Below are 18,312 nucleotides of genomic sequence, written 5' to 3'. Positions count from 1 at the left end.
CCCTGTTTCGGTAATAACTGGAGCTTGCGTCGGCACATATTCAGTGCGTTCTATACCAGTGAGCACGATTCCAGTGCCAGATAAATTCCCCCTGTTATAAATTTCGGAGCGATATAACTTCATATATATCAATATGATGGCAGGTATCGCATAAGCTGGAATACGTTGGCATGCGGTTTGCTTTATCTCATCTTGTCATAACAAGTAAACATATGCACGGAGTGGTTGATCAATGGAACCGAAAAAAGAAACCGTACTGTCCCTGTCGCCTGTACCGCTGTATACGCAGATCAAGGAAATACTCAGGAACCGCATCCTGGATGGGACCTACAAGGCCCACGAGCAAATGCCGTCGGAAAGCGAATTGACGCGCTCTTTTGAGGTAAGCCGAATTACCGTGCGGCAGGCCTTGGGTGACCTGCAGAAAGAAGGGCTGATTTTCAAAATACATGGCAAGGGCACCTATGTATCGCAACCCAAGGCATTCCAGAATCTCGGAAAGCTGCAAGGGTTTGGTGAAGCAATGGCCAGTATGGGTTATGAAACCTTCTCGCAGGTGATCAGTTTCAAGATCGTTCCTGCCGACAAAACAGTAGCGCTGAAACTGGGCCTGGGCGAGAACGAAATGGTGTCCGAGATCCGCCGTGTGCGTTACCTGAACCGCGCCCCCATTTCGCTGGACGTGACCTATCTGCCGAAATCAATCGGCGAACGGCTGATCAAGGAAGACCTCGCGCACCGCGACATCTTTCTGATTCTGGAAAACGACTACGGTTATTCATTGGGCCAGGCAGAACTGCAGATCGAGGCCATGCTGGCGGACGAATCCTTGGGCAGGCTGATCCATTTGCAGGAAGGATCACCGGTTTTGCGCATTGAGCGTCTGACATTTACCACTGACAACCAGCCGCTTGATTTCGAATATCTCTACTACCGCGGCGATGCCTTCCAATACCGGCTTCGCGTCGAACGCGGCCGCATTTAACGTCGATTCATTTAGAACAAGGAGAAGCATTCAATGAATACCATCGAAATGGAAGTGGATGTACTGGTGATCGGCGGTGGAACAGCCGGGCCGATGGCCGCCGCCAAGGCCAAGGAAAAGAACCCTGCGCTTCGCGTGCTGGTGATGGAAAAAGCCAACGTCAAACGTAGCGGCGCCATCTCCATGGGAATGGACGGACTCAACAACGCAGTCATCCCCGGTCATGCCACGCCCGAGCAGTATGTGAAGGAAATCACCGTCGCTAATGACGGTATCGTCAACCAGAAGACGGTAATGAAATATGCCACCAGCAGCTTTGACATGATTCAGGAACTGGATAGCTGGGGGGTGAAATTTGAAAAGGACGAGACCGGCGATTATGCGGTCAAGAAAGTCCATCACATCGGTACTTATGTTTTGCCCATGCCGGAAGGACACAACATGAAGAAAGTGCTGTATCGGCAACTGAAAAAGCGGCGCGTTGAAATCACCAATCGGCTGATGGCAACCCGCTTGCTGCTGGATGAGGGGGGTGCGATTGCCGGCGCGATGGCAGTCGACAGCCGTACTGCCGATTTCTATGTGATCCGTTCGAAGACCGTCATTCTGGCAACCGGCGCAGCCGGGCGTCTGGGCATGCCCTCATCCGGTTATCTGTTCGGTACTTATGAAAACCCCACCAATGCGGGCGATGGCTACAGCCTGGCTTATCACGCTGGCGCCGAGCTTTCCGGTATCGAGTGCTTTCAGATCAATCCTTTGATCAAGGATTACAACGGCCCTTCCTGCGCTTATGTCACCGGTCCATTCGGTGGCTATACCGCTAACGCAAACGGAGACCGTTTCATCGAGTGCGATTACTGGAGCGGCCAGATGATGATGGAGTTCTACAAGGAACTCGAAGGCGGCAACGGGCCGGTGTTCCTGAAGATGGATCATCTGGCCGAAGAAACCATTTCCACGATTGAAGAGATTCTGCATACCAATGAAAGGCCGAGCCGTGGACGCTTTCACGAAGGACGCGGTCTCGACTATCGCACCGGCATGGTGGAAATGCATATCTCCGAGATCGGTCTGTGTAGCGGCCACAGTGGTTCAGGCGTGTGGGTCAACGAGCATGCTGAAACCACCGTGCCGGGCTTGTACGCTGCCGGTGACCTGGCTTGCGTGCCGCATAACTACATGCTAGGCGCGTTCGTTTACGGCAAGCTGGCCGGTGAAAGTGCGGCGGAATATTGTGCCAGTCACGCATTACCGCCGGTCGATAACGCCCAGGTTGAAGCAGAGCGCAAGCGCGTATGGGGGCCGCTGGATGTGGTCGACGGACTTCCTCCCGGCCAGGTCGAGTACAAATTACGGCGCATGGTCAATGACTATCTGCAGCCACCTAAAGTCACCCGCAAGATGGAAATCGGGCTGCAGCGCTTCGCAGAAATCGAAGAGGATCTTTCCCGGATGAGTGCAACGAATCCGCACGAATTGATGCGCGCAATGGAGATACACGCCATCCGCGATTGCGCCGAGATGGCCGCACAGGCATCGCTGTACCGCAAGGAAAGCCGCTGGGGTCTGTACCACTATCGAGTGGATTATCCGGAGAAAAACGACGCCGACTGGTTCGTGCATGTGCAGGTAAAGAAAGATGCCAACGGCAACATGAGTTGTTTCACGCGGCCGATCGAACCCTACATCGTTGCCCTCGACGAGGAAGAAAAAACCGCTTATCAAAAACTTCGCATCGTCAAAGAACCCGCGGCTGCCTAAAGGAGAGATGCCATGACTTACGCCTTGAACCGAGTAACCGTGCCTGTCACGGTAGATGAAGAAAAATGTATTGCCGCCAAGGGCTGCACCGTATGTGTAGACGTATGCCCGCTCGACATACTGGCAATCGATCTTGCCAAAGGCACGGCCTACATGAAATTCGACGAGTGCTGGTATTGCATGCCCTGCGAGAAAGATTGTCCGACCGGGGCCGTGCATGTCGATATTCCCTATTTGTTGCGTTAAGCCTGGAGCCAGATCATGACCGCACTCAGCATTCAAGATGGACTATCAGCGCAGCTGATGCAGCGCATGACCGACGCCGATCCGGAAATCAGACGCATTGCGCTGATGGATCTGGCCGACAGCGAAGACGAGGACTTGATCGTCCCGCTATTAATCGAAGCGCTACAAGACGTCGATGCCAATGTTCGGGCCGAGGCAGCGGCTGCTCTGGAAGGCTACGAGAGCGAAGCAGTGGTGACGGCGCTGATTGGCGTGCTGACGGATAGCGATCCGCAGGTTGGCGCCAATGCAGCGCTATCGCTAGGTGAACTGAAAGACGCAAGTCTCGGCGGAGTATTGCTGAACGCGCTGGATGCCTCATCAGGATATGCCAAGGCAGCGATTTTCCGGGCGCTGAAAGAACTCAAGGTGGCAGGTAGTTTGGAACCCGCCCTGGCAGCCATTGCCGATGCCGATGCCGATGTGCGACAGGCGGCGGTCGGCGTGCTGGGTTATCTCAAAGATCCGCGCGCGCTGGCATCATTGTCCAAGGTGGCCACGCAGGATGCAGATTCAGAAGTGAGGCGCATCGCGGTGGGAGCACTCGGCTTTGCTCCGGCATTGGCTGTTGTGTTCCCTGCCTTGGCCGATGCCATGAATGATGAATCCTGGCAGGTGCGCGAGGAAGCCGTCATGACACTGGGCAAGTTGCGCGCGGAAAACGCGGTGCCGCAACTCATTGCCGCAATGCAGGACAGCTACTGGCAAGTCAGGATCAAGGCTGCACGCAGTCTCGGCAGGCTCAGGAGTCGTGCGGCTTTGCCCGCGCTGTGCGAGGCACTGGTGCACCCGGTGAGCAATTTACGCAAGGAAGCCGCGGTCGCCCTGGGTGAAGTGGGTGATCCCGCAGCATTGCCCGCACTGGAAAAAGCGCTCGAAGACCCCGATCCGGATGTGCGCAAACTGGCCAAGCTGGCCATGACGCAGATAGCGCGCTGATCAAGCAGGCTGAAAGGAAAAAACTATGACCTATATCGTTGCCGAACCCTGCATCCGTTGCAAGTTTACCGATTGTGTTGAGGTATGCCCGGTGGATTGCTTCCATGAGGGTCCCAATTTTCTGGTGATCAACGCAGCCGTGTGCATCGACTGTTCGCTGTGCGTGGATGAATGTCCTGCCGGTGCAATTTTCGCTGAAGAAGATTTGCCGCCGGAGTATGAAAAATACGTGGCCCTGAATGAAGAGCTGTCGCAAGTGTGGCCGGTCATCAGTGCCCGTGTGGATGCGCCTGCAGATGCGGATGAATGGATGGGTGTGCAGGAGAAATTTCAGTATCTGCAAACAGGTTGAAATGTGCACCGCATGAATGCAGTGCGCGCCACAACAGGTCGCACGCTTGAAGGGCATGGAACACAGTGGCAAGAGGATAAAGATTCAATAAAACAGGTTGTTATAAAAAATACTCGCTGGGTATGAAAGTTGCCTATTTAAATACAGGTGTAACTTATTTTAAAAGGGGTACTTATTGTGATTACGCGGCTAACAAGTAATACAACCGGAAGAAAAGCATCATTATTTAAACTGCTACTCGCAGCTGCGGCACTGGCGTCCTCGGCATTTTTAACGGTGGTGGCACATGCTGAAGACGTGACTCTCGGTATCGGTATCCAGAACACCACGACCAATACAGTCACTGCCGGAATAGTCATGGAGAAGCTGGGCTTGCTGGAAAAATACTTGCCGAAGACCGGCAAGTACAAGGATATCCATTTCAAGATCGATTGGCAGAACTTCACATCCGGTCCACCAGTCACCAACGGCATGATCGCGAACAAGTTGCAGATCGGGATGATGGGTGACTATCCATTGCTGGTGAATGGCGCCACTTTCCAGAACAGTAACGACACCAAGAGCGAACTGGTCGCGATTATTGCGTACAACAAGGATGGTGCAGGCAATGGCGTCGTCGTGCGCAAGGACTCGCCTTACTACCAACTGTCCGACCTGAAGGGCAAGAGCATATCCGTGCCGTTCGGTTCCGCCGCCCATGGCATGCTGTTGAAGGCGATGGAGGACAGGGGCTGGAAGGATGATTTCTGGAAGCTGTCGAATCAGAGCCCGGAAGTCGGTACGACCAATTTGCAGGAGGGCAAGATCGATGCGCATGCGGACTTCGTGCCATTCGCTGAACTGCTTCCCTACCGCGGCTTTGCGCGCAAAATCTTCGACGGCGTCGAGACCAAGGTACCGACCATGCACGGCATCGTGGTGCGCAAGGATTTTGCGGACAAATACCCGGAAGTCGTCGTCGCCTATCTGAAAGCGCTGCTGGATGCGAACGACTGGGTTCGCAAAAACCCAAAATTGGCTGCAGAAAAAATTCAGGACTGGACCAAGATCGAAAAAGAGGTCGTCTATATTTTTCTGGGGCCAAGCGGTATCCACACGCTGGACCCGACCATCAAGCCGAAATGGATAGAGACCATCAAATACGACACCGGCGTGCTGCAGCGCATGGGGAAGGTAAAGCAATTCAATGCCGATGCCTGGGTTAACGAGTCCTACATCCGCGAGGCTTTCAAGGAAAAAGGCCTGGATTACGACAAGCAGAAGGCGAGTTTTGCCGGGTATGAAATTGGCGGCATGGATCCCTTGTGCAAGAAGACGATCAAGGACCCCAGGGCGGGCGGCGAGGTGTGGATAGAAAATGGTGCCATTACAGCCTATAGCTCGCCGGACTGTACGTTGGCTGCGGTAAAGAAAGCCACATCCGAAGGCAAGAAGATAGATGTGGTTTACCTGTTCGACAAGACGTACGGCATCAAGCTGTTCGCTGACAAGGCATTCTATGCCCTTGATGCCAAACAGCCAAAACACCCTTCCATCGTCCCGTTCCTGTTGAAAAATGATGCCGCTGCGTACGCAGCCAAGCATGGGGGCAAGGTTGCGGATTATACCGAAGCGCTTGCAGCCGCAAGCGTGGGGAGGTAATGATGCGAACCGCAGAGCTGATTAACTATCACGAAGAGACAAACGATGCGGCAAGTGCGCCGGAGAGGGCGGCAACGCCAGCTAATGACCAGCGCAAAGTGATCGCCGAACAAACGGTTGGCCAGACCTCTCCCGGCCATGCAGTCTGGAGAAATCTGGCAGACAGTGTCGGACGCAATATCGGCTCCGCGGTGCTTGCACTGATCTCCATCGCACTGTTCATCGGTGCCTGGTACCTGGCCGTGAAATATCGGGTCGACTTCTATGTCCGGTTTACCAATATCCCGGCACCGCTGGATGTCTTCAAGGAGATGGTGGACCTGAGCAAAAACGACAGCTTCTACCAAAACATGCTGATCAGTTTGCGTAGAATCCTGCTGGGGTTTGGCATCGCTGTGGTTTTCGGCGTTGCTTTGGGGCTCGTCATCGGCCGCTATAGGTTGGCCCGGCAACTCATGTCCCCGATTCTTGAAATACTCCGGCCGATTCCTGCCATTGCCTGGGTACCCATCGCCATCATGTTGTGGCCGACCAACGAGGGCAGCATCGTCTTCATCACTTTTCTCGGGTCGTTTTTTCCGATCCTGCTGAGCACGGTGCACGGCGTGACGAGTGTCGATCCGGTGCTGATTCGCGCCGCACGCAGTCTTGGCGCGAAAGAGCCCGCATTGTTGCGGCAGGTCATCTTGCCGGCCGCGCTGCCGCAAATCTTCAACGGCTTGTCGGTAGGCATGGGTGTGGCCTGGGTTTCATTAATCGCCGCAGAAATGATTTCCGGTCAATACGGGATCGGTTATTTCACTTGGGAAGCTTATTCCCTGATCCAGTATTCCGACATCGTCATCGGCATGATCGTCATTGGATTCCTGGGCCTGGCCTGCAGCACGGCAATACGCTGGATCGGGCGTTTGAGCATGCCCTGGGCTAACCAGAACGGAGGGAGCAAGGCATGATGGCAGATAAAGGCAACGTGGAAATCAGGAATCTGGACGTTCGCTTCGGTTCGGGTGCAAATGTGGTCGATGCCGTCAATGAGGTCAGCATTGATGTGAAACCGGGTGAATTTGTCTCCATACTCGGCCCATCCGGCTGCGGAAAATCAACGCTGCTGAATGTCGTGGCGGGTTTCGTCAAACGTACGGGAGGCAGCGTACTGGTCGATGGAGTGGATGTGCGCGGGCCCGGCGCCGAGCGTGGCATGGTATTCCAGCAATACTCGCTGTTTCCCTGGATGACGGTACGCAAGAACGTGGAGTTCGGTCTGAAAATGCAAGGTCGCCAAAGAAGTGAACGGGAAACAGCGGCCCGAACCCTGCTCGGCCTGGCCGGATTGCTCGCGTTCGAAAATCATTATCCGGATCAGTTGTCGGGGGGGATGAAGCAGCGCGTCGGCATCGTCCGCGCGCTGGCAACCAGCCCACAGGTACTGCTGATGGACGAGCCTTTCGGTGCGTTGGATGCACAGACGCGCGTCGTGATGCAGCAAATCCTGACCAACATGTGGCAACGCTTCCGGCTCTCCGTGCTGTTCATCACGCACGACATCGACGAATCCATTTTCCTCTCCGACAAGGTCTACGTGATGACCGCGAGACCCGGTCGCATCAAGGCGGAAATCGAAGTACCGCTGCCGCGGCCGCGTGTCGCGGAAATGACGACGTCAAATGAATTTCTCCAGCTGAAACGGCAGCTGCATGAGCTTATCCGCGGAGAAAGCTTCAAGGCCATGGGCGGCGATCTCAAAGAAGGAATGGGCGGGTTCGGTATGGAAGTAGGTCCGCAAGGCGTGGCTGAACTGATTTAACCGGGAGCCAGGCGATAGGGTCTGGCTTGCTGTAGAACAACTTGTAATTACATGTCTTATCGTGATTATGAGGTTAACAAAAATGCAGGCGATTCAGATGCATTCCTGAATGAATGGAAATTGTTTTAAGAAAGAGCAGAGATGAAATCATTCGAATTGAAGTTGCCCGGATTCAAGTACGCAGACATCTACGAAGCGGAGCGCCTGCCTGTACTGGATGAATTGTTTTTGGGCTTCATGACGCAACGCGACAGCCAGTTGGCAGCGCAATTTCTGGCATATAGAAACGGAGCTGAGACCAGTGCCGTAGCAGAGTCAGGATTGCTCATCGATGCAGGCCGGTGTCTGGAAGATTTTCTGGTGGACGCTTTCGGCGTTGAGGCAGCACGCAATGGCTTGAGACGACAACAGCTGCTTGATGAGCCCGTTCACGTGTTCAAGGAAAAATTCATCAAACCGCGCGTACGCCGCAAGCGCGCCGTGACCCGCTCATTTGAAATGCTGGATGACCTGCTGGAACAGAAGCTGGATACACAGGACACAACCGATCGGGAACTGGCCGTTGCCAGACTGTGGGTATCGGCTGCGGAGTCCGGTGCCGACGATACCCTGAGTCTGCTGGAAGAATGGGCTTATGCCGCCTACAACACCCCGGAAGGCAAGGCGAACGTGGCCGGATGGGTCAGCTTCAAACTACCGCAAAAAATCGAATACATGAAACTAGTGCCGACGGCGCCTGTGGAGAACGATGCGGCCGGGCGGGTCGGCGGACTGCCAGAACGGCAGCGGCGCCGTGACGGTTTCGGGTTGACAGACCCGCGCTTCAATTTGCGCGAAACGATGGACCATGTGCATTACTGCGTTTACTGCCATGATCATGAAGGCGACTTTTGCTCCAGGGGATTTCCGGACAAGGAAAATGGCGGATTCCGCACTAATTCGCTGGGTGTGGAACTCACCGGTTGCCCGCTCGAAGAGCGCATATCGGAAGCGCATACGCTGAAGCTGGACGCCTATACGCTGGCTGCGCTGGCGGTGATCATGATCGACAATCCCCTGGTGCCTGCCACCGGCAACCGCATCTGCAACGACTGCATGAAAGGCTGCATCTACCAGAAGCAGGACCCGGTCGATATTCCGCAGATCGAAACGCGCATCCTGACCGACGTCCTGAACTGGCCATGGGGATTCGAAATCTATTATTTGCTGACGCGCTGGAACCCGCTCAATCGAGACCGCCCCTATGCGCTACCTCACCACGGCACGCGAATTCTCTGCGTCGGCGCGGGGCCGGCCGGCTTCAATTTGTCGCATCATCTGTTGCAATCCGGATTCGGCGTGGTGGCGATCGACGGTTTGAAAATCGAGCCGCTCGATGAAACCTGGACCGGGGCTGGCGGGCAGGTTCCCGCTCCCATCGAACACGTAAGCGACCTGAATGAACCTCTGGATGAACGCGTGATGAGCGGATTCGGTGGTGTGGCCGAGTACGGCATTACGGTGCGCTGGGACAAGAACTTCCTCAAGCTGGTGTACCTGACCCTGGCGCGCAATCGGCATTTCCGGGTTTACGGCGGCGTGCGTTTCGGTGGCACCATGACCATAGACGATGCCTGGACACTGGGCTTTGAGCATATTGCACTGGCGACCGGTGCCGGCAAGCCTACGGTGATCCAGATCAAGAACAACCTGGCGCATGGCATTCGTCAGGCCAGTGATTTCCTGATGGCGCTGCAACTCACCGGCGCCTCGAAAAAAGACAGCCTGGCCAATCTGCAGGTGCGGTTGCCGGCACTTGTTGTAGGCGGTGGACTCAGCGCCATCGATACGGCAACCGAAGTCCAGGCTTACTACGTACTACAAGTCGAGAAGATGCTGGAGCGCTTTGAAAAGCTAACTTTGGCGAGCCGCTGGGGCGCCACTTTAAATAAAGTAGAGCAGGAAATTTTTGAAGAATATCTGGCTCATGGCAGGCTGATTCGCGCGGAACGGCGACGTGCAACCGTAGCCAACGAAACGCCGAATTTTGCGCCGCTGTTGCAGGCATGGGGTGGCGTAACTGTAGTTTACCGGCGCGGGATGAACGAATCGCCTGCTTATCTGCACAATCATGAAGAAATTGAAAAGGCTTTGCAAGAAGGGATTTTTTATGCGCAAGGGCTGGATCCGGCAGAAGCGGTGCTGGATGAAGCGGGCCATGTTCAGGGCATGATGTTTCGCCGCTTGGTTGAGGATCCGCAGGGCGCTTGGGTCGACAGCGGAGAACAGATCGAGCTTCCCGCGCGCTCGGTATTCGTTGCCGCAGGCAGCAGCCCCAACACGGTTTACAACCGCGAGCACCCAGGCGAGTTCGAGATGGACGGCAAATATTTCGCGACGCATAAACAGCTAACAGGCGAGACAAGCTTGCGCAGAGCGGCGTCAACAGGGAACTGCAAGAGTGCGGATATCGGCTTCCTGACTTCGTATCAAAAGGGTGAACACCGAATCAGCATCTATGGCGATAATCACCCGCAGTTTCAGGGTAGCGTCGTGAAGGCCATGGCTTCCGGAAAACAGGGCGCACGCGAGATCACAACGCTGTTCGCGCAGCGCCTGCAGGCGCCGGTTGATGCGGCCACCCAAGCTGCCTGGCAAGGTTTTGTGGAAAATCTGGACAGCTGGCTTTGCCCGGTGGTCACCCAGGTGGAGCGTTTGGGCGGCAATGTGATGAGCGTTACGGTACGGGCGCGCCAGGCTGCTCAGAACTGGCAGCCGGGCCAGATTTACCGGCTGCAAAACTTCCATGCGCGGGCCGAAAATTTGCAGGGAACCGTGCTGCAAATGGAAGGCATGGCCATCGACGGCATCGACGTGGATAAACAGAGCGGAGAAATAAAGCTGCTGGTGAACGAAGTCGGGGCCTCCAGCCGAATAGCAGCCCAGCTAACGCCAGGAGAGCCGGTGATACTGATGGGACCGACCGGTACCGGCCTGCCCATGCCTGAGAATCAAACGGTCACGGTCATGGGTGGGCATTCTGCCGTGACCAGCACCATTGATGGCAGCACCGCGTGGCATGCTGCGGGCAATCAGATCATCTTTATCGGGCATTTTCGTAATGGGCAACAGGCGCAAGCGGTTCAGGCGGTTATGGAAATCCTGTCCGACCAGGCGATATGGATACTCGACGAAGGTCCGGCGCTCCATTGCAAACGCTCGCAGGACAGCTGCTTTACGCATGGCGTCGACGACTACATCAGCGCCTGCCTGGAAACCGAGGGTAGCTATTCAAACTGGCTGGGGCACACGGACACACTGCTGCTGTCCGACAACCCGGCTACGATGGAACGCATGTCCGGCGCCTTGCGCACCACCTTGCGGCATTTACTGAAACCGCAGCTCAAAGCGCTGGTGGCAGTGAATAGCCCGATGCAATGCATGATGAAGGAAGTTTGCGCCCAGTGCCTGTGCCAGCACCATGACCCGGAGACGAAGTTGCCGGCAGGCATCGTGTTTTCGTGCTTCAATCAACATCAACCTTTGTTCGCGGTGGATTTCGTGAATCTCAAGGCACGCCAGGGGCAAAACAGCGTGCAGGAGAAAGTGAGCAATTTATGGTTGAGTTATCTTCTGGACGAGAAAAATCGCAATGCGCACGAATGCGCGCGCGTTCCTGTTGCTGAAGAGGCGGCGCAACAGCGCATGGAGCAAAGGGAATAATCGTGTCAAATGAACCAATACCGATCGAGATACGACAGCTTGCCGCATCACGCGAACTGGAGATCAACTGGAGTGACGGGCTGGTGAGCCGGTTTAAAGACGCTGCATTGCGGCGCGCCTGTCGCTGTACCACCTGCCGGCAACTAACCGCCAGGCACGAAGACATTCCCTGCCCGGAAGATATCCGCATCCTTTCGATTGTGCCGGTGGGGTCGTATGCGATGCAGATCGGCTTTGATGACGGACATGATCGCGGGATTTTTCCATGGAGCTATTTGAGACAGCTTGAGTGCGAGGCGTGACGTTCCCTATTGCAATATCCGGGTTTGAGGGGCGCGCATGTTAGGGGGCATTGCACTATTGCTCGCGGTGGTTGGCGTGGGAATACTGGTCGGATCGGTGGGTGTCGGCGGGATACTGCTTCCTTCAGTATTAACCATGCTTACCGGCATGGCGATCCACCAGAGCATGGCGACTTCGTTATTCACGTTTATTTTTGCGGGGATAGCTGGCACGCTCTTTTTTCATCGGCAGGGAAGCATCGATTGGAAATTGGCGCAACCGGTTTGTGCTGGGGCGGCAGTGGCGGGTTTTTTGGGCGCGTGGGCAAATTCAAGACTGAACGCACCCTCACTGGCTTTGATTCTGGCCGTGATTATCATCCTCGCGGGTATTTATACGCTGCGCGCCGGTCGTGCAGAAATGCAGGCCGCATGGGGAAGCCATCCGCACAGACAGCGCCTGCTATTGGTGGGCATTGGCGCTGTGGCCGGATTCGGTTCCGGGCTGACGGGCGTGGGCGGCCCGGTGCTATCCGTACCGCTGATGGTCTTGTCCGGCTTTTCTCCGCTCACGGCAATCGGCGTAAGCCAGGTCATTCAGATTGTGGGGGCTGCATCCGGCACGTTGGGCAACTTGCGTTACGGGTCCATCGATTTTGGAGCAGCCGGTCTCATTATTGTCTTTGAAATAGGCGGCGTATTTCTCGGTGCCCATATTGCTCACATCGTGGATACCCACATCCTTAAAAAATTCGTTGGCATACTCTGCATCATAGTGGGTGCGGTTTTCCTGTTCCGTACCATTGCCTAGTTGCTGATGATGCGGTCCATCTTACAGACGTGACGCCCAGGCCTATGTTGTTCGGAATATCAGATTTCGCGGCGTGACGATGTACCAATAACAGTGACCATGTCAGGGATGCAATAAAATCATGAGTTGCGATTTGCAGGCGGGATGCTTGTTGATGTTTTGCCGGAAATTCTGACAAAAAAGATAGGAATGTACGCGACACTTGCGGTTGCTATTATTTTTTAGCGTGTTGCTTGGTGGCCAGGGGCAGAATCGAACTGCCGACACGCGGTTTTTATATTGTAATAACTTATTGTTTTTGTTCATATATTGCACGCAATCGCTCGCCCACTGCCGCTGAGGTAATATCCGATCTGTCACGCTATGGTTTTTTGGCAAGGCGTTCCTCAACAGTACTATCGCTAGGGCATTCAATGGATGAATCAGCCGCAATAACTTACTTTCTATCCGCTCCCACTGGAGGCGAAGAAGTCCAGTTTTTTTCCTCGCTGTACAAGGGGCTTGTGGATTGTCGATCCGCAACCAATCGAAATCTTGTGACGGGTGAGAGGCTTCCCAATAATGAGCATGATTCATGGGTGGGTGCACTCGGGTACCTCTCATTGCTCGACCTAATTGGGACATGTCTCACCAGGAAGGGATTGGCACAAGAGTCTCTAGGCAAGATCACACCGTTCATTCATGCCCTTGAGACGTTTGGGGGGCTTACAAGACAAGAGATTTCTGCTCTTTATTCCCTAAGGTGTGGGTTTGCACATGACTTCTCTCTGTACAACGTCCATCCCACTAAACCTGAACTTACTCATTACTTTCATCTGCGTGTCGATACTGATGCGCCGCTTGTGCTGCCCGCAAAGAAACCATGAGACGGGGATTACAAGCGTACGTCACTGGAGTGTGCTACTGCGATTGGGCTTACACGTATAGGTGATCTTGTAGAGGGCATCTACCTCAACCTTCAGCGGTTGGCTAAAAGTCGAGACCTCGAGATTCGTTTGTTAGGTGGCGCTAAGGAACTAAATGACCGATATGGTGTGATGAAGAGGACGAAAGCGGCGCCAGCATAGAACTGCCACGGCGCTTCGTAAGCTGCTGATTGACCAAGTAATTACACAGATGAATACCCGGCGGTGGCTGCATCGAGAATTGAGTCTGTTACGAAGGAAAACGTGATCGAGTTGTCACGTTTCTGTCACGGTGTTACTGAGTGAGAGGCGGCTTAGTTAGAATCAAGCCGCAGCAATCTTGGTGGCCAGGGGCAGAATCGAACTGCCGACACGCGGATTTTCAATCAGTAGGATATGGCGTTTATTGGTGTTGATGGATATTCCGATAAATCACACAAAACGTTAAAAAATAGTAGGTTATCTCGTTTTACCTCAATTTAACTATTCCATTTCATTCCTCTTTGTTGATATAATTCCCCTACACAGCCCCTACACGGAACTCTGTGTAGGCAATTCTGGAGGTACGGATTATGGCGAAGCGGGAAAACTTCACAGCCGGTCTGATAGCGAAGTTGCAGTGCGCACCAGGCAAGATGCAAAGCATTTATTGGGACGGCAAAACGCCCGGCTTAGGATTGCGCGTTACCGTTGGTGGTGCCAAGTCATTCATCTTCGAAACCTCTTTGAACAACAAAACCCTCCGACTGACCATAGGCGATGTGCGCACTTGGCCTGTAGGCAAGGCACAGGCCGAGGCAACCCGGCTCAAGAGTTTGACCGATCAAGGCATAGATCCACGCCAACAGAAAGTGGAGCGCGCCGCAGCTGCCGCTGCCAAGCTTGCCGAAGCCAAGCGCCAACAAGTTACCCTGTCCGATGTTTGGCCGGACTATATCAAAGCCCGCCGCCCCAAATGGAGCGCACGCCATACTAAAGATCATTTAAAAGTTGCGCAGCGTGGTGGCGAGGTGAAAAAGCGCGGCAATGGACTGACCGAGCCAGGCCCGCTTGCTTCGTTGCTCGATGTGAAGCTGTCCGACCTCTCAGGCGAGACAATCGCCGCCTGGCTCGACAAGGAAGCCCAAACGCGCCCAACCTACGCGGCTTTGTCGTTCCGGCTGCTGCGCGGCTGTTTGAATTGGCTGGAGGCCGAGAAAGACCTTGCCGGACTGGTTCCGGCCGGTGCTGTGCAAAGCAGTAAAGTGCGCGATGCCATGCCTACCAAAACCGTCAAGGATGATTGTTTGCAGCGCGAGCAATTGCCGCTTTGGTTCGCCGCTGTCCGCCAGCAAGTAAACCCGGTGCAATCCGCATACCTGCAGGGACTGCTGCTGACGGGTGCCCGCCGTGAAGAGCTGGCCCGGTTGAAGTGGACAGACGTGGATTTTCAATGGCGCAGCATGACCATTCGCGACAAGGTTGAAGGGCTGCGCATTATCCCCTTGACGCCCTACATGGCGCACTTGTTGTCCAGCCTGCCGCGCCGGAATAAGTGGGTATTTAGCAGCCCGACCGCCGCCACTGGCTACATTGCCGAGCCGAGAGCAGCGCATCAAAGAGCATTACAAGTTGCTGGCCTTCCCCACATATCGCTGCATGGCTTGCGCCGGTCATTCGGCACACTGTGCGAGTGGGTAGAAACGCCTACAGGAATCGCAGCGCAAATCATGGGGCATAAGCCTAGCGCCCTCGCCGAGAAGCATTACATCCGCCGCCCGCTGGATCTGTTGCGGATGTGGCACGACAAAATAGAAGTCTGGATATTGGAGCAGGCGGGAATTGAGTTTGTACCAGTGCAAGCGGGTTTGCGTGTAGTGAAGCAATGAAGTGCGCCCGTTATATTCCTTTTGGTTGATAAGTGTTAATTAACAGCATACAATAAAACCATGATAAAGGCGTTTCGTCACAAGGGGCTGGATGCCTTCTTCCGAACAGGGAGCAAGGCAGGCATACAGCCGCGCCATGCCGGAAAGCTGCGCGTATTGCTGACCACATTGGACAGCGCAAAGCGCCCGGATGATATGAACCGCCAGGCTGGAAGCTGCACGCCCTGACAGGCAACCTTGCCGGGCATTATTCCGTGACGGTAAATGGAAACTGGCGCATGACCTTCGCCTTTGATGGCGAAAATGCCGAGCTGGTTGATTATCTGGATTACCACTAGGAGAACACAACATGAGCAGAATGCACAACCCGGCGCACCCCGGCGAAGTGTTGCGGGAATGGTTGCCGGAAGGCATGACAGTCACGAGGGCAGCAAAGGAATTGCAGGTTTCCCGCGTCACGCTATCCAAGGTGCTGAACGGCAAGGCCGGAGTAACGGCGGGTATGGCCTTGCGCCTTGCGGCATGGCTTGGCACTTCCCCCGATGTATGGCTTGGCATGCAAACGCAGTTTGACCTGTGGCAAGCCGAGCAACAGCCCGGCCCGAAAATCAAGCCGCTGGAAAGGATCGCCGCCTGACGGTTTCAGGCAAAGCGGCTGGCAAGATGCTGAACCCATCAAACCAGCCTAACCACAACGTAAACAGGAGCTTTACATCATGGCTAATCGGAATGATACAGCGAAACCATACGACGGTTTGGAAGTAATGGAGTATTGCTGGGGGAGAATATTTACAGGAACCGAGGCTGACTTAGTAGCGTCCGGCTTGGTGCAATCAGAATGGCTGCCCGGGAAGCCGACGAGCAATAAATATTCCGCTACTATTGTTTTTGAGGATGGAAAAGGGCGTCTATTGGCAGGAAATCAAGATTTAAAGTTCGAACACATCTCAATCCGTCGCAGAGGTAAAGACCGATACGTAATTCAGAAGGCATTTTCTCCCGCTGAGGCTGAGAATAAGATGATTGCAAACAACCTCAAGAAGATACGCGAGAACGAGGCCAAAGAACTAGCCAAATTATCTGCAAATTCCGATGAGTATCGGACCTCGATTTTAGAGTGTGCCGAGTGGTTTCTGGAAGCAATACGCCACGCCGCCACCTCTGGCAAGGAGAGTGGCTATTCTCTTGCTCCCGATTTTCTCGCCGCCTTCGATATTGCAGCGGGACAAATTTTAGGTGCGATTCAATCCGGAACGATCAACTTTGACAGCGCCAAGCGCAGCGCAGCTATAGCCAAAATTAACCAGCAAGCTACAGAAGAAAGGCGCGAGGCTGACCCGGAGTTTGCCGCCTTCCTTGGGGCAACGCTGATGTCCGCTAAAGCAGCCATTGCCACCAGCAATAAGTGAACGGATCCTCCAGCGCCTAGATCAAAGGCCACAGCGTAACCACAACAGCATCATCTGCTGAGCGTTTTACAAATTACAAGGGGAATAAAAATGAATCATTTAGGACATGGTTTTGCTCTGGTCTTATCTTCCGCGCTTATTGGGTGTTCGACCCCCAATCCAACGGGTCAAAAGCTGGAAAACTGCTGGTCACCAGATACCAAACAAACTACGAGTTCTCTCGTCACAAATATCGCCAATGAATACATCGACGACCTGGTAAAAAAAGAAATGGGAGCCTCTTTTAATGATGCGAGCAAAAAGAGAATCGCCGAGCATTCAAAAGTTAATCTGTCAGATTTCTACGTCTCTAGCAGGAATGCAGAAGCGGATCATCTGACCTGCGGTGCATCAATTCATTTTGCCTTTACAAAAGATGACGGACAGGTAATTTCCGGAGAAACTTCCACTGAATTCGATATTTTCAAAGGCGAAAATGGGTTTATATATTCCATCCAAAAAGCGCCCATCATGCAGATGATAAATTCGGCAACCTGATGGAATAGAGCTCGCTAGGCGGGTATTGGATTAAACATGGGAGAGACAACATGGCCGCTTCAAAATACAGATCTTCGCCGCTCCAAATTTCCAAAGATCGGCCCACTGATAACGTTCATAGTCTGAAATTGGTTAAAGATCGTGAATCTCAAGACACAATAGACGCGCTGGAATATTTGTTACAGGAAGCAAAGCGAGGCGAGCTTATAGGTCTTGTATATGGCGGTATGCTTAAGGGCCGATCCTGCATTGTGGACAGCACTGGAGTGGCATATCAAGACCCATTGTTTGCTCTTGGAGTGGCGAGCTTATTAACTGATGAACTGGCACAACGTGCGAGAAACGAGGGCGAATAGTCCGACCCCTTGCCACCCCTAGCCCGGCCAGGCGAAAAGCGGAATCCTTCACCGCTTGGGGTGGCACCCTATGAAGGGCACTTCGAGGGGGTGCGCATGAATGAGATTGAAGATGCATTGCGAATAGTCGAGGCTGCCGGATTCACCGTTATTGATGACCGGCAGACGAGCGCTTACTACCGGCAGCATGAACCGCGTCTTGAAGCATTGCTTGAGCGCGCCAAAGAGGGCGATCCGCTTGCCGCTGAAAAATTGCTTAGCTACCTTGAGCTTCGCCCACGGCACATTGCTTACAGCGCTTCATTAACGAAGTTCATGGTGTTTATTATTGGCGCGCTGCTTTCAAAAAGGACAATAACAACAGCCACAAAACCTTCCAAACGCTTGAAGAATCCATTGCTGTCCGCTGTCCTGAGAACTGATAGCCGCAAAGATTATTACCTGGACGACCGCAAGCGAAGGTTGAAAAATTTAGTCAATACTCACAAAGAAACAGAAACTGCCAAACAGTTTGATCGAGTTCGAGGGAAATCTCAAAACGATCAACTAATCGAATTCATTGCAAATACAGAAAACCTGACCCTAGATAGTGTCGTCACGAGATAGCGAGCCAAAGCACCAAGCAGCGTATGCGGACTGCGGCCAGGAATGAGGAAGCGTTTTTAACGTAGCG

The 18,312-nt window shown here is 53.9% G+C and carries 17 protein-coding genes, 1 tRNA gene and 1 pseudogene; 18 read left to right on the top strand and 1 reads right to left on the bottom strand.

What is annotated here, in order from left to right:
* The first annotated feature begins 232 nt into the window (after positions 1–232).
* From EI185_RS05385 to EI185_RS05335, 11 genes are all read left to right on the top strand, one after another.
* Positions 233–985: a GntR family transcriptional regulator gene (locus EI185_RS05385; protein ID WP_124704104.1), complete on the top strand. Its 753-nt coding sequence runs from the start codon at positions 233–235 to the stop codon at positions 983–985.
* 33 nt (positions 986–1,018) lie between these two features.
* Complete coding sequence (locus EI185_RS05380; RefSeq protein ID WP_124704103.1) at positions 1,019–2,749, top strand: fumarate reductase/succinate dehydrogenase flavoprotein subunit; 1,731 nt, start codon at positions 1,019–1,021, stop codon at positions 2,747–2,749.
* Positions 2,750–2,761: 12 nt separating this feature from the next.
* Positions 2,762–2,995, top strand: a complete 234-nt coding sequence (locus EI185_RS05375; RefSeq protein WP_124704102.1) for a 4Fe-4S dicluster domain-containing protein — start codon at positions 2,762–2,764, stop codon at positions 2,993–2,995.
* Between the two features lie 15 nt (positions 2,996–3,010).
* Positions 3,011–3,973, top strand: coding sequence for a HEAT repeat domain-containing protein (locus EI185_RS05370; protein ID WP_124704101.1), 963 nt, complete (start codon positions 3,011–3,013; stop codon positions 3,971–3,973).
* A gap of 25 nt (positions 3,974–3,998) precedes the next feature.
* Positions 3,999–4,325 (top strand): ferredoxin FdxA, encoded by a 327-nt coding sequence (gene fdxA, locus EI185_RS05365; RefSeq protein ID WP_124704100.1) that lies wholly within the window; start codon positions 3,999–4,001, stop codon positions 4,323–4,325.
* Between the two features lie 297 nt (positions 4,326–4,622).
* A complete protein-coding gene (locus EI185_RS05360; protein WP_262982377.1) occupies positions 4,623–5,966 on the top strand; it encodes an ABC transporter substrate-binding protein in 1,344 nt (447 codons plus the stop codon).
* Positions 5,966–6,919 carry an ABC transporter permease gene (locus EI185_RS05355; protein ID WP_124704099.1) on the top strand — a complete coding sequence of 318 codons (954 nt, stop codon included), beginning with the start codon at positions 5,966–5,968 and terminating at the stop codon, positions 6,917–6,919. The genes EI185_RS05360 and EI185_RS05355 overlap by 1 nt, the downstream gene beginning before the upstream one ends.
* On the top strand, positions 6,916–7,770 hold the full coding sequence (locus tag EI185_RS05350; protein ID WP_124704098.1) for an ABC transporter ATP-binding protein: 855 nt from the start codon (positions 6,916–6,918) through the stop codon (positions 7,768–7,770). Before EI185_RS05355 ends, EI185_RS05350 begins: the two co-directional genes overlap by 4 nt.
* Before the next feature lie 141 nt (positions 7,771–7,911).
* Positions 7,912–11,472: an FAD-dependent oxidoreductase gene (locus EI185_RS05345; RefSeq protein ID WP_124704097.1), complete on the top strand. Its 3,561-nt coding sequence runs from the start codon at positions 7,912–7,914 to the stop codon at positions 11,470–11,472.
* A 2-nt stretch (positions 11,473–11,474) separates the two neighbouring features.
* The gene (locus tag EI185_RS05340) at positions 11,475–11,774 is read left to right on the top strand and encodes a DUF971 domain-containing protein (protein WP_223247685.1); all 300 of its coding nucleotides are present in this window, start codon (positions 11,475–11,477) and stop codon (positions 11,772–11,774) included.
* Between the two features lie 37 nt (positions 11,775–11,811).
* Positions 11,812–12,564 (top strand): sulfite exporter TauE/SafE family protein, encoded by a 753-nt coding sequence (locus EI185_RS05335; RefSeq protein ID WP_124704096.1) that lies wholly within the window; start codon positions 11,812–11,814, stop codon positions 12,562–12,564.
* A gap of 1,246 nt (positions 12,565–13,810) precedes the next feature.
* Here the strand turns inward: EI185_RS05335 and EI185_RS17895 are convergent.
* Positions 13,811–13,954, bottom strand: a tRNA-OTHER gene (locus EI185_RS17895).
* 87 nt (positions 13,955–14,041) lie between these two features.
* Between EI185_RS17895 and EI185_RS05330 the strand changes: the two genes are divergently transcribed.
* The 7 genes and pseudogenes from EI185_RS05330 (at position 14,042) to EI185_RS05300 (ending at position 18,245) form a co-directional block, all read left to right on the top strand.
* Positions 14,042–15,337 carry a tyrosine-type recombinase/integrase gene (locus tag EI185_RS05330; RefSeq protein WP_124704095.1) on the top strand — a complete coding sequence of 432 codons (1,296 nt, stop codon included), beginning with the start codon at positions 14,042–14,044 and terminating at the stop codon, positions 15,335–15,337.
* 60 nt (positions 15,338–15,397) lie between these two features.
* Positions 15,398–15,675 (top strand): annotated as a pseudogene (locus EI185_RS05325) (type II toxin-antitoxin system RelE/ParE family toxin).
* A gap of 11 nt (positions 15,676–15,686) precedes the next feature.
* Entirely contained in the window at positions 15,687–15,974 is a 288-nt protein-coding gene (locus tag EI185_RS05320; protein ID WP_124704094.1) for a HigA family addiction module antitoxin, read from the top strand.
* A gap of 79 nt (positions 15,975–16,053) precedes the next feature.
* Positions 16,054–16,746: a hypothetical protein gene (locus tag EI185_RS05315; RefSeq protein ID WP_124704093.1), complete on the top strand. Its 693-nt coding sequence runs from the start codon at positions 16,054–16,056 to the stop codon at positions 16,744–16,746.
* 90 nt (positions 16,747–16,836) lie between these two features.
* Positions 16,837–17,283 carry a hypothetical protein gene (locus EI185_RS05310; protein ID WP_124704092.1) on the top strand — a complete coding sequence of 149 codons (447 nt, stop codon included), beginning with the start codon at positions 16,837–16,839 and terminating at the stop codon, positions 17,281–17,283.
* Positions 17,284–17,333: 50 nt separating this feature from the next.
* Positions 17,334–17,639 (top strand): hypothetical protein, encoded by a 306-nt coding sequence (locus EI185_RS05305; protein ID WP_124704091.1) that lies wholly within the window; start codon positions 17,334–17,336, stop codon positions 17,637–17,639.
* A gap of 96 nt (positions 17,640–17,735) precedes the next feature.
* The gene (locus EI185_RS05300; RefSeq protein WP_124704090.1) at positions 17,736–18,245 is read left to right on the top strand and encodes a hypothetical protein; all 510 of its coding nucleotides are present in this window, start codon (positions 17,736–17,738) and stop codon (positions 18,243–18,245) included.
* The last annotated feature ends 67 nt before the right edge of the window (positions 18,246–18,312 follow it).

The sequence above is a fragment of the Sulfuriferula multivorans genome (genome assembly GCF_003851125.1).
Lineage (GTDB): Bacteria > Pseudomonadota > Gammaproteobacteria > Burkholderiales > Sulfuriferulaceae > Sulfuriferula > Sulfuriferula multivorans.
The sequence above is the reverse complement of the archived record's forward strand: the minus strand, read 5'-3'. Positions and strand labels throughout refer to the sequence as shown.